We start from the raw sequence: 12,179 nt of genomic DNA, 5'->3' as shown, positions 1-12,179 counted from the left end.
ACGGGATAATCAACGCATTCAGAACAATTCTTTGCTTTCTTCCGGAAGTAAGGAATTATTTACGTTGGAAAAGTCGCACTCGACAATTGATGCCTATGAATCAGATTGGTCGGACTTCTGTGATTGGTGCAGTTATCGTGGCATTCACTATTTCCCTGCGACTCCTGAGACGATTGTCAATTATATACATGATTTATCCGCTTATGCGAAAGCGAATACCATCGCCCGCCGTGTAAGCGCTCTATCGGAAAATTTTACGGCAGGCGGTTTGATTAAAGATAATCCCTGCCTATCTCCGTTAGTAAAGGCCGCGATGAAAGGTATTCGCCGTAAAATCGGTACGTATCAGCAAGGTAAATCACCGCTTTTAAAAGAAGATTTGGAAGCTATCGTGCAAATGATGGATATTAAAGATCTTACCCAGCATTTGGATAAAACGGTTCTTGTAATCGGTTTTATGGGAGCATTCCGCAGAAGCGAATTAAGTTCTATACGGTATGAAGATGTTCATTTTGTACGGCAAGGTATTGAAATCTTTATTCCCCGCTCCAAGGCCGACCAGGAAGGTGAAGGGAATATTGTTGCCTTGCCGAATTTAACACAAAAAGAATTATGTCCGGTCACGACCTTAAAAAGCTGGCTATCTCGAACTAAAATTACCTCCGGACCGGTTTTTCGCTCGCCGACTAAAACGGGAAAATTACGTAAAAATGCGCTTTCTGACCAGATGGTTAATCGCATCGTCAAGCGTTGGGCGGAAAAAATCGGTTTGGATCCGGCTGATTATGGGGCGCACAGCTTACGCCACGGCTTCGCCACATCGGCCGCATTGGCGGGTATTGAAGAACGACGTATTATGCAGCAGACGCGACATCATTCCGTTGAAATGGTACGACATTATATTAATGAAGCGGATCGATTTGAGCATAACCCGTTGCGAGATATGTTCAGCAGTAAATAAAAAAAACAGTGCTAAGCACTGTTTTTTATTTTGCGGCAATGTTTATTTCGTCATTAATAGAGGAAGCTTCTACCGGAATATGAATAACCATCCCCGGACACAATGCACCGGCATCGACTAAATGATTATAGCTTTGAATTTCATACACGACCTCACGAATATCTTTATGCGCCGGTGCATATTGGGAAGCAATCTTCCATAATGTATCACCGCTCTGAATGCGAATCGGTTGATAATATACTTGTGAAACAGGCTTACTGCTCATAAAGTACATCAGACCTGCGATGACAAAAATGATTAAAATGCCTAATTCCATAAAAATGTTGCTCATTGTTTTTGTCATGATACTCACCATCCCCAAAGCGAACATTTGTTCTTTTGTTATGCTTATCATACTACCGAACAAATGTTCTGTCAAGTATAATTCGAACATTTGTTTCCTATCTGAGAAAATTTTGTTATAATGCAAGAAAGGATGTGATTTTATGACAAACAACCAACGTCCACAGTTAACGACACGTCAAAAGGATGTGCTGGAATATATTCGTGATTTTACGTATCGTAACGGTTATGTCCCTTCCGTTCGTGATATTGCACGAGCGATTGGTGTGAAGTCTCCTTCTACCGTGCAGGGATATCTTGACGGTTTGGAAAAAGCCGGTTATATTCGCAGGGAACCTTCGCAAAATCGTTCCATTGTGTTGATCGAGGAAGATGAATGGCGCCAAAAAGAATTGACCCCCATTCCTTTGATAGGCAATGTTCATGCCGGTCTACCTGCTACTGCGGAGCAAAATGTAGAAGATGTCTACCCCTTCCCTCTTCAATTTATCGGCAGCGATTCGGCATTTATGTTGGAAGTCAAGGGCGACAGTATGATGGACGCAGGTATTTTGGAAGGTGACGTGCTTTTTGTTAAAGAGCAGCCGAATGCGGAAAATGGTGATATTGTGGTCGCTATGGTCGGTGACGAGGGAGCGACGGTAAAACGGTTTTATAAAGAGTCGGATCATATACGTCTGCAGCCTGAAAACGATGCATATGACCCCATCATCTGTCAAGATGTGAAAATCGTGGGCCGCGTGATCGGAGTATATCGAAAATATAATTGAAATAAAAAAGAGCCTAAGGCTCTTTTTTATTAGCAAAGATCGTAGTCGTTCAAAAATTCACGAATAAACTCTTTTTCTTTTTCATTCGCATGTACCAACGGCAAACGGAATTCACCGGCCGGCAAACCGATCATACCCACCGCTTCTTTCACCGGAATCGGATTGGATATGAAGAAAAGCTTCTTCATGATCGGTAGCAATTGATAATGAATTTGTTGTGCCTTTTGCACATCGCCAGCCAGGAATGATGTGACCATTTGGTTTAACTGTTCACCGACAAGATGACCGGCGACACTGATTACGCCACAACCACCCACAGCTAAGATCGGTAAGGTCAAAGAATCATCCCCGCTGTAAATCAGAAATCCTTCCGGACAAAGCCGTGCAATTTCGGAAACTTGATTCAGGTTTCCGCTCGCTTCTTTAACCGCAACAATATTCGAAAATTCGTTGGCCAGATGGGCAATCGTTTCCGGTGTCACTTGCGAAGCGGTTCGCCCCGGTACGTTGTATAAAATGATCGGTAAGGAGGTACTTTGCGCAATCGCCGCAAAATGTTGGTAGCAACCTTCCTGCGTCGGCTTATTATAATACGGTACGACAGCCATACAGGCATTTACCCCTGTTTTTTCAGCTTCTTTAGTAAATGCGACGGATTGTTGCGTATCGTTTGAGCCCGTATTGGCAACTAAAAATATTTCCGGACCGACCGCTTCACGAATTGTGGTGAAAAGCTTCAATTTTTCTTCCGCAGTCATTACGGCCCCTTCACCGGTACTGCCGCAAATGACCAGTCCGTCCGAACCATGGGTAACTAAATGGCGGGCGAGCTGAGCGCTTGCTTGATAATCGATTGCTCCGGTTTCTGTAAATGGCGTAATCATTGCCGTTAAAACGGCTCCAAATGACTTCATGACACCGCTCCTTTATTCATAATAAATCGTTTTCCAAAATGTATTCCGCAATCTGCAGTGTATTTAAAGCGGCTCCTTTACGAATCTGGTCGCCGGAAATCCACAGATTTAGTGCATTGGGATCGTACAAGTCTTTGCGCAGGCGCCCGACGCTGACATCGTTTTTAAAAGAAGTATCCAACGGCATCGGATATTGCATCTGCTGCGGGTCATCACAGACGACGACGCCCGGCATCGCGCTCAAGGCCTCTCGCACGGCGGCAACTTCCAACGGTTTCTCCGTTTTCACACGAACCGACATGGCATGGCTACGCATGACCGGTACCCGTACCGTGGTCGGTGCCACCGCAATGGTGTCATCGTGCAGAACCTTATGCGCTTCATTGACCATTTTCATTTCTTCCTTGGTATAGTCGTTATCCAGAAAGACATCAATTTGCGGAATCAAATTATAAGCGATCTGGTAATGGGTATCAAGGCTGGCAACCGGTAAATAATTTGCTTGGGGCGTTTCGCCGTTAACGATAGCTTCCACCTGTTTTGTCAATTCTTCCATGCCTTCTTTGCCGGCACCGGATACCGCTTGATAAGTACTGACGACAATTTCCTTAATCGGCGATAAATCATGAATCGGCTTCAACGCCATCAACATAATAATGGTTGAACAATTCGGATTGGCAATAATGCCTTGTTGCGCTTTGACGTCCTCCGGGTTAATTTCAGGAATGACCAAAGGTACATTGGGATCCATCCGAAATGTACTCGAATTATCAATAACAATGGCGCCGCGTTTTGCCGCCTCCGGAGCAAGAGTTTTGCTGACACTGCCACCGGCAAAAAGAGCGATATCGATATCATTAAATGAATCGGGAGTAGCTTCTTCTACGATAATTTTTTTACCTTTTACGGTAAGCTCCTTGCCGGCCGAACGTTTCGATGCCAATAATTTTAATTCTCTATATGGAAAATTACGTTCTTCAATAAGCTGAATAAATTCCTGTCCTACTGCGCCGGTAGCACCTAAAATAGCAACACGTGCGTTACTGATCATGGAGGACCTCCCTATCCCAGATAATGTTCCAAACCATATGTCAGCCCCGGGAATTGACTGATCTTTTTACAAGCAAGCAAAACTCCCGGCATAAATGATTTACGATCCAACGAATCGTGACGCAAGGTGACGATTTCGCCGGTACCACCGAAAAGAACTTCCTGATGGGCAACGTAACCGGGCAAACGAACGCTATGGATATGTACATCCTCAACGACACCACCACGCGCACCTACTAAACTTTCCTGCGTTTTGTCGAGAGCCGGTGCCTGTGTTCTTGCCTTGGCAATTTTTTCTGCAGTAAGGCGCGCGGTTCCGGAAGGCGCGTCGTATTTTTGATTATGATGCAACTCAATGATTTCCGCATTCGGAAAGTATTTTGCCATCAATTCACTGGCTTGCATCAATAGTACTGCGCCGAGAGAAAAATTAGGTGCCACTAAAACACCTACTCTCTTTTCACTGGCAATTTTGGCTAATGCATCGCGTTCGTCAGCAGTGAGACCGGTCGTCCCGATGACAATATTGGTTCCATGCTGTAACGTCGTTTTGGCATTTTCAAAAACAACCTTCGGACTTGTAAAATCGACAACTACATCGGGGCTTGTTGCCTCCAATGCAGCTTGTAAATCATCCATAATTACTACTTGGCAATCGTCATTATTGACAATTTCCGCTACCGGCATACCCGCATTGGACACGTCTACGGCACCGACCAATTGCAATTCTGAATCTTGCCAAACCGCATTTACCACTTCGCGGCCCATGCGTCCTCCGGCACCGCAAACTAAAACAGTGGTCATAATTGTCACCTCATTCATGATTATTTCTCATTTATACTATATTATAACATAGATTTTACGCGGAAAATCCTTGTATACAAAGGTAATCCGTAAATAAAAATGAAACAAAAAAGCGAAAACAATGTTTCGCTTTTTTAGCAGGTGCTTATAATTTGTTTTTTGCACGGAAATACTGCAACCAGCGCGTTACCGTATCTAATGTTGTGCCCGTAAACCGATCCCCTTCAATTAACCGAGCCAACTCCTGCGCACGTTCTGATTCCGGAATCGATACCAAGTGCGTTTGGGTACGTCCCCCGCTGCTTTCCTTGTAAAGGTGGTAATGCGTTTGTGCAATTGCTGCGGTCTGTGCCAAATGCGTAATGCATATTACTTGGGTATGCTGTCCCAGAGTATGAATTCTCTCTGCTACGCGTAGCGCCGCGTTACCGCTGATGCCGACGTCGATTTCATCCAAAACAAGCGTCGGCAAGTCCATTTGCGCCGCAAGAACCGTTTTTAAGGCCAGTGAAATTCGTGCCAATTCTCCCCCTGAACCAACCTCACTGAGTGATTTTGGCGGCTCACCGACATTAGCGCTAAACACAAGCTCTGCCTCAGCTAAGCCTTGCGGAGTTAACGTATCTCCGGGAATGAGAGAATATGACAAGTTGCCATTCGGTAAATCCAAATCGCGCAATGCGATTTCGATTTCTCCGCTTAGTTCCGCCGCAGCGCGATATCGTGTTTCGTTCCAAGCATCTCTGGCCGTCTGGGCCTCTTGAAAAGCGGCCGCTGCAGCTTGTGCTAATGCGTCACCGGTTTCCTGCGCATTTTCAAGCTCCATAATCTTTTTTTGTATGGTCGCTTGGTAAACAAGAATCTCTTCCAGTGTATCGCCGTATTTTAATCGCAAGTCTCTTAAAAGCTGGGCCCGTTCCTGCAACTGATCCAACCGCTCCGGAGAGTACTCGATTGTATAAAGACTCTCCTGTAAATTACGTGCGACCTCTTCTACATTATAAAAAGCAGTCTCCAAGGTCTGCACGGAAGCCAACAATGCCTCATCGAAGCTACTCGCCTTTTGCAACTCGTTTAATGCTTGTGAAATTGTTTCCAGGCTTCCTCCGGAAGCATTTAATAATTGACTTGCCATTTGCAATGCGGCCGTGATCTTTTCCGCATGCGTCAGTCGTTTAATTTCCGCTTCGATATCCGTATCCTTTTCAGGATTGATTTTAACGGCAGAGATCTCTCTTACTTCTTTATTTAAACGTGCTAGAAGTGTTTCACGTTCCTCTTCCTGCTCTAAAAATTTACGCTGACGTTGGACCGCTTGCTGCCAAGTTTGATAGGCTTTGTGATAAATTTCTTCCGGTTGTCGACCGTCACGATTGAAGGTATCCAGCACATGTAGCTGGTATCGATCGGATTGCAATTTCAAATTGTCGTTTTGCCCGTGAATATCGACCAATAATGATCCTAAACCTGCAAGGGTTCGCAAGGAAGTGAGCATACCGTTAACCAGAATTTGTCCTTTACCGGTTTGCGATAAACGTCGAGAAATGATTAATGGCTCGTCATCGGCCAGTGGTATATTTTGTTCATTACAATAGGTTTGAACAGAAGGCATATCCGTGACATCAAATTGAGCGGTCACAAAAAACTCTTTTGTATCGGTTCGAACATAATCGACGGCGGCGCGATCTCCCAATGCGATTCCCAATGCATCTAAAAGAATCGACTTGCCGGCACCGGTTTCGCCGGTAAAAACCGTTACGCCTTCCTTAAATTCAATATCCAGTTGTTCTATGAGCGCAAAATTGCGAATATGTAACGACTGGAGCACAGCAGCTCACGCCTCTCGTAAAAATGAATACAGACGATCTTTTACTTTCTTCGGATCTTTTCCTTCCGCAACGACCAAAAGGATAGTATCATCCCCTGCAATCGTACCAACAATTTCCTGAATATCGGTATTATCCAAGGCATAGGCCACTGCTTGGGCAGAGCCGGGTAACGTTTGAATTACGACCAGATTACCGCTGTACTGAATACTGGTAATAGTTCCTTGAAATAAGCTGATAAACCGATCTTTTGCAAATAATGCCGGCTGCTCGGGGGAAACTGCATAACGGTAACGACCGTCTTCCGTTGGTATTTTAATAAGCATCAGCTCTTTGATATCTCGTGAGATCGTAGCCTGCGTTACACTGACACCCTCATCAGCAAGTGCTGCTGCCAACTCTTCTTGTGTTTCAATAACTTCTTTTTGAATAATATCCCGTATTTTCGCGTAACGATATTTTTTCTTCATGTTCTAAAATCCCGTCCATTCTATAGCAACTATTGCGCAGCGTGATAAATAGATTTGGTTAATTTGGGGAATAATAAGCGGAAGAAATTTTGATTGGAAAAGTAAACAAAAGGTAATGAATTTGGATGTCTAGTGATCAAAAGCTTCTTTTCATTCGTAAAATAAAAAGATTCGTTGCCGTCAATGGATGCATACAGGTGTCGTTCCCGTTCCGGCATGGTGATGGTGACTTCGTCATCGGCATTCAGCATCAGCGGCGAGCTCTTCAAAAGATGTGGACAAATCGGAATGACCATCATATTAGTTAAATTAGGATGCATGATCGGGCCACCGCAGGATAGCGCATAACCGGTAGAGCCGGTTGCGGTTGAGACGATAATGCCGTCAGCGGGGTACTCTTCTACAAACACGTCGTTAACATATAAGCGCAATCTGGCCATACGTCCCGGCCGGCTGCGACCGATTACCACTTCATTCATGGCGGCGGGAAGCTGCTGAACTTGACCGCTTTCGTGCAGAATGGCCGAAGCTAAAAGACTGCGGTGCCAGATTTTATAATCGCCCGCTTTGATTTGTTCCAGACGTGTATCCAATTCGTCCGGTTCAATCATATTTAAAAAGCCCAGCTCTCCTAAATTAACACCGCAAAGCGGAATATCATACGGCAGTAACAACTTGGCTACGCTGATTAATGTACCATCGCCGCCGAGCGTAAATGCCATATCCATAGAGTCCTGCATTTCCTGCAAAGAAGCCCAGCGATTATCGGTGAAATGGTACTCTCGCTGCTGCGCTTCTTCACGATAAGAATCAATGATGTAGAAATCTATATCCGCATTCTTCAAGTGTTTGCACAAATCATTGACATGATGCTCTATATTTTTTTTGGATAAATTTGGAAAAATTCCTACCAGCATAATGATTAACCTTTCTTACTGCGTCAGCTGTATGATCGTCTGTTGCCAATTAAAAAAGTTCGGTGACGGTACTTCCTTACGCAGCCATGTTAAAAATTCTCGATTACCGTCTGCTCCGCGAATCGGCGAATCTGTTAAACCCCAAATGAAAAATCCCAACTGTTCAATGTCCGATAAAACGTTAATCAGCACTTCGCGATGAACGGCAGACGATTTAATGACACCGCCTTTACCTACTTTTTCCGGTCCGGCTTCAAACTGCGGCTTGATTAAAATCACAGCATCGCCGCTATCTTTCAATAATGGATATGCGGGCGGCAATACTTTTGTGACAGAAATGAATGAAACATCGCAACCAACGAAATCAAGCGGCTCTGGAATCAGATCAGCGGTAACGTCACGCATATTAGTGCGCTCCAGATTGACGACTTGCGGAGAATTACGCAAGGACCATGCCAACTGCCCATACCCCACATCGACTGCATACACCTTCGCCGCCCCATGTTGAAGAGCGCAATCGGTAAAGCCCCCGGTAGAGGCCCCGATATCAAGCATAATTTTACCATCCAACGGTAATGAAAATACTTCTAACCCTTTTTCCAGTTTGAGCCCACCACGACCGACATAGCGAAGAGGCGGCTTGCGCAGACGAATGGCTGCGGTCAAATTGACTTTCTTCCCCGGCTTATCAATCGGTACATCGTCCACCAGGACATCTCCCGTCATAATATACCGGCGTGCTTTTTCACGACTTGTAAAGAAACCTTTATTAACCAGCAAGAGGTCTAATCGTTCCTTGGATTTCATATCAATACCACAGGTAGTAAGAATACGCTACCGCAATTCCCAACAATGCGCCGGCAAAAACCTCCAAGGGTGTATGCCCAAGCAGTTCTTTAAACTTCACATCATTAAATGGGTGCCCTGCCATAAATTCATGAATTAATTCATTCAGAAATTTAGCCTGTTTACCGGCCGCACGACGCACTCCGGCGGCATCGTACATCACGATGGTGGCAAAAAAGAAAGCCAGCGCGAAGAGATTGGAGCTGATTCCTTCCTGAATGCCGATCGAACAGCAGAGAGCCACTACCAAAGCACTATGTGAACTCGGCATACCGCCGGATCCGACCAAGCGCTCAACATCAAAGCGATGATGTTTTACTAAAAATAAAATAACTTTTATAACTTGCGCAATAAGCCATGCGCTAAAAGCGGAGAGAAATACGACATTGCTTGCAATATCGCGAATGTATAATTCCAAATCTATTTCTCCTTACATCGTTCTTCGTAACAAATAATCAGGAAACTGTGCTAAATAAGTATTTTGTAAATTCAATTCGCTTACTATTTTAACCGCTTTTTGCGCTTCTAATTGCGCCCGTTCCTGTGCTCCTTCCAAACCAAGCAGCTGTACATACGTAGACTTAGACTGCTTTTCGTCCTGACCGATACGTTTGCCGAGTTGTTTTTCATCACCGATTTTATCTAAAATGTCATCGACAATTTGAAACAGTAAGCCGAGACGATCTCCTAGCGCAGCAAGCTTGGCTTTTTCTTCTGCATCGATCGCAGCAATAACGCCAGCCATTACCAATGGAGCAGTGATGAGGCGCCCGGTTTTAAGTGCATCCATTAATCGCAGTTGCGAAAGAGTTTGGTCATGTCCTTCCGCTTGCATATCAATAATTTGTCCGCCTACCATCCCGTCGGGACCGGCTGCTTCTGCCAAAATTTGCACTAATTGTAACCGGATAATTGGCAAAATCTCTTCGGACTTGGCTATAATTTCAAAGGCTGCGGTTAACAGTCCGTCCCCTGCCAGCGTCGCAATAGCAGGCGTAAATTTTTTGTGATTGGTCAGCCTGCCGCGACGATAATCGTCATCATCCATACATGGTAAATCATCGTGAATCAATGAATAGGTATGCACACATTCAATGGCTGCAGCGATATTTAAATACGGATCCAAGGGAACATCAAATGCTTCCAGTGTGCTGAGGAAGAGAACTGGGCGAACGCGTTTACCGCCCCCCAAGAGGCTGTAGTTCATTGCTTCAAACAACACTTTATAGGCATCATCTTGCGGCTTCAAAAGTGTGTACAGAGCAGTTTCAACAGCCTCTTTTCGTGTCTCTAAATAATGTTCAAATGGAATCATTGCCGACTCCGTCCTGTACACTTTGTAAAGCAGTGAGTTCGCTGCGGTAGCTTTCCGCAAGTTCACCGTATTCCGTCAACAGGCTGTCTCCGACACGAGCAAGTTCAGTACCTTCTTTAAATAAGGCAAGCGCCTGCTCCAATGTGAGCTCACCGCTTTCCAATGTCGAAGTGATTTCCGTCAGTCGTTGCATGATTTTTTCAAAATCCTTAGATTCAGAATTCATCGCTTTAAAATCTCCTTCACTTCCGCTACGATGCTCACTTTTTCACCAATAATCGTAAGTTCTTCGCCAAGGTGACATTCGGTAAGCGCGGTAAGGCGATGTTGGTTTTGCTCCAACCAAAAGTAACCGTTACGAAACATTTCTTCAGGAGACAACTGCATCAGTTTCCGCGTTTGCTCCTGTTGACGGCTCTTTTCTTTTTCATATAATGATTGCGCTGCTAAAAATAAACGCCATTTTTGTCGTTGCCAAATTTGAGCTGATACTAAATGGCTTTGGGTCACTCCGGTTTGAGCAAACTTCCGAACGAGTTGATGCCATTGGTAAGTACGCTGTTTATCATAATATTGCCAAGCAGTCAACAAGCGTTGCAGAGTATGCTGAAAGGCAACGGCGATCTCCGTCAATGCAGGAACAGCAAGTTGCGCGGCATGCGTCGGCGTCGCGGCACGAACGTCAGTGACCAAATCAAGCAACGGGTGGTCGTTTTCATGACCGATTGCTGAAATCGTCGGAATACGCGACTGGAACGCTGCGGTCAAAACCGTTTCATTGTCATACGGTGCAAGTTCTGCCTGTGAACCTCCTCCGCGAGCAATAATTAATATATCGCAAAGTTCCTTTTCTGCATTGGCAGATATAATAGCATCCGCAATTTCCTGCGCCGCCTCGGCGCCTTGTACACGTGTCGGAAATACGGTAATCTTCACGAGTGGATTACGCTGGCTGATCATACGTTTCAAATCATGCAAAACCGCACCTTCCGGAGAAGTCACAATACCGATCCGCGAAGGATGAGTCGGTAATTTTCGCTTGCGTTCCCATGCGAAAAAGCCTCGAGCACGTAAGTCTTCCACCATTTTTTCTCGTGCCAATGTTTGTGCGGATTTACCTTTAATATTTACACGATCGGCAACCAACCTCAAGCTTTGGTATGCTGACTGATAGTTCAGATTACCTGAAACAACTACCGTTGCGCCGACCTGGATCATCTTTTCAAATAAACGTGCTTTACTTGCCCAAAGCACACAACTGATACGAGATGATGTTGCAGGGTCTTCCAATGAGAAAAAAAGATGCCCTCGCGCCGAACGTCCTGTTTCCGCTACTACGCCTTCAATCCATAATGATTGCAGGAGATAATCCGTATTTATTTTTTTCTCGAGGTAGGATGTTACTTCCGCTACTGTTTGAATGCGCATAATTGATATCTCACCGCGGCGAACGCATTGCCGGTGGCATTGTCGCTACTGTATTCCGGTGCTGCAAGAAATGGTTGCAAATGAAGATTTCTTAAAATCTCCGAAAACTCATTGCGCAAATACATGTTTGCAAATACACCGCCGACCGCAATAAAGGGACGTCCTTGTTCAAAATTTAAACGCTTCGCAGTACGGGCTAAAATACGACAAATGTAATCGAATACGGATACCGCTAAATCCTGCTTTGAGAGATCCCCCTTCTCATATACTTTGCGCAATTGCGTTTCCGCACCGGCAAAACTGAGTGAATCCAGTCTTCGCGGTAGCGACAAGCGATACGAAAGTTTCCCTTGTTGCGCCAACCTTTCCAAAGAAGGTCCGGCAGGAAAAGGCAAGCCCAACATGACGCCAATGCGGTCGATCAACTGTCCGGCAGAAATATCGTCGCTCGTAGCCAACTCGGCAATGGCAAGTCCCTCCGTTTGCCATTTCACTTCCAACCAATCGGTAGTGCCGCCGCTCAGATGCAGCATATA

The 12,179-nt window shown here is 45.1% G+C and carries 14 protein-coding genes and 1 pseudogene; 2 read left to right on the top strand and 13 right to left on the bottom strand.

Annotation, left to right across the window (positions count from 1 at the left end; genetic code table 11):
• On the top strand, positions 1-961 hold a 961-nt coding region (locus RDN69_RS04480), incomplete at its 5' end, for a site-specific integrase (RefSeq protein WP_288218290.1).
• A 25-nt stretch (positions 962-986) separates the two neighbouring features.
• Here the strand turns inward: RDN69_RS04480 and RDN69_RS04475 are convergent.
• Complete coding sequence (locus RDN69_RS04475; RefSeq protein WP_273259689.1) at positions 987-1,304, bottom strand: LysM peptidoglycan-binding domain-containing protein; 318 nt, start codon at positions 1,302-1,304, stop codon at positions 987-989.
• Positions 1,305-1,446: 142 nt separating this feature from the next.
• On the opposite strand from RDN69_RS04475, the gene lexA reads away from it, so the two are divergent.
• Positions 1,447-2,073, top strand: coding sequence for a transcriptional repressor LexA (gene lexA / locus RDN69_RS04470; RefSeq protein ID WP_024049218.1), 627 nt, complete (start codon positions 1,447-1,449; stop codon positions 2,071-2,073).
• 29 nt (positions 2,074-2,102) lie between these two features.
• On the opposite strand, the gene dapA is transcribed toward lexA, so the two are convergent.
• The 12 genes and pseudogenes from dapA to RDN69_RS04410 form a co-directional block, all read right to left on the bottom strand.
• Positions 2,103-2,987 carry a 4-hydroxy-tetrahydrodipicolinate synthase gene (gene dapA / locus RDN69_RS04465; RefSeq protein ID WP_024049219.1) on the bottom strand — a complete coding sequence of 295 codons (885 nt, stop codon included), beginning with the start codon at positions 2,985-2,987 and terminating at the stop codon, positions 2,103-2,105.
• A 16-nt stretch (positions 2,988-3,003) separates the two neighbouring features.
• Positions 3,004-4,035, bottom strand: coding sequence for an aspartate-semialdehyde dehydrogenase (locus RDN69_RS04460; protein ID WP_374042378.1), 1,032 nt, complete (start codon positions 4,033-4,035; stop codon positions 3,004-3,006).
• Between the two features lie 14 nt (positions 4,036-4,049).
• Positions 4,050-4,841: a 4-hydroxy-tetrahydrodipicolinate reductase gene (dapB, locus tag RDN69_RS04455; protein ID WP_024049221.1), complete on the bottom strand. Its 792-nt coding sequence runs from the start codon at positions 4,839-4,841 to the stop codon at positions 4,050-4,052.
• Positions 4,842-4,986: 145 nt separating this feature from the next.
• A complete protein-coding gene (gene recN / locus RDN69_RS04450) occupies positions 4,987-6,669 on the bottom strand; it encodes a DNA repair protein RecN (RefSeq protein WP_273259685.1) in 1,683 nt (560 codons plus the stop codon).
• A 6-nt stretch (positions 6,670-6,675) separates the two neighbouring features.
• Positions 6,676-7,137, bottom strand: a complete 462-nt coding sequence (argR, locus tag RDN69_RS04445) for an arginine repressor (RefSeq protein WP_024049223.1) — start codon at positions 7,135-7,137, stop codon at positions 6,676-6,678.
• 29 nt (positions 7,138-7,166) lie between these two features.
• The gene (locus tag RDN69_RS04440) at positions 7,167-8,054 is read right to left on the bottom strand and encodes an NAD(+)/NADH kinase (protein ID WP_024049224.1); all 888 of its coding nucleotides are present in this window, start codon (positions 8,052-8,054) and stop codon (positions 7,167-7,169) included.
• 15 nt (positions 8,055-8,069) lie between these two features.
• Positions 8,070-8,861 carry a TlyA family RNA methyltransferase gene (locus RDN69_RS04435; protein WP_288218289.1) on the bottom strand — a complete coding sequence of 264 codons (792 nt, stop codon included), beginning with the start codon at positions 8,859-8,861 and terminating at the stop codon, positions 8,070-8,072.
• A gap of 1 nt (position 8,862) precedes the next feature.
• Positions 8,863-9,318, bottom strand: a complete 456-nt coding sequence (locus RDN69_RS04430; protein WP_024049226.1) for a divergent PAP2 family protein — start codon at positions 9,316-9,318, stop codon at positions 8,863-8,865.
• 12 nt (positions 9,319-9,330) lie between these two features.
• Positions 9,331-10,215: a polyprenyl synthetase family protein gene (locus RDN69_RS04425; protein WP_024049227.1), complete on the bottom strand. Its 885-nt coding sequence runs from the start codon at positions 10,213-10,215 to the stop codon at positions 9,331-9,333.
• Complete coding sequence (xseB, locus tag RDN69_RS04420) at positions 10,202-10,441, bottom strand: exodeoxyribonuclease VII small subunit (protein ID WP_024049228.1); 240 nt, start codon at positions 10,439-10,441, stop codon at positions 10,202-10,204. The genes RDN69_RS04425 and xseB overlap by 14 nt, the downstream gene beginning before the upstream one ends.
• On the bottom strand, positions 10,438-11,643 hold the full coding sequence (xseA, locus tag RDN69_RS04415) for an exodeoxyribonuclease VII large subunit (RefSeq protein ID WP_024049229.1): 1,206 nt from the start codon (positions 11,641-11,643) through the stop codon (positions 10,438-10,440). Before xseA ends, xseB begins: the two co-directional genes overlap by 4 nt.
• A pseudogene (locus RDN69_RS04410) lies at positions 11,625-12,179 on the bottom strand (glycoprotease); the annotation flags it as partial. The gene xseA and the pseudogene RDN69_RS04410, both read right to left, overlap by 19 nt.

Source organism: uncultured Negativicoccus sp. (assembly GCF_902480485.1).
Classification (GTDB): Bacteria; Bacillota; Negativicutes; order Veillonellales; family Negativicoccaceae; genus Negativicoccus; species Negativicoccus succinicivorans.
The sequence above is the reverse complement of the archived record's forward strand: the minus strand, read 5'-3'. Positions and strand labels throughout refer to the sequence as shown.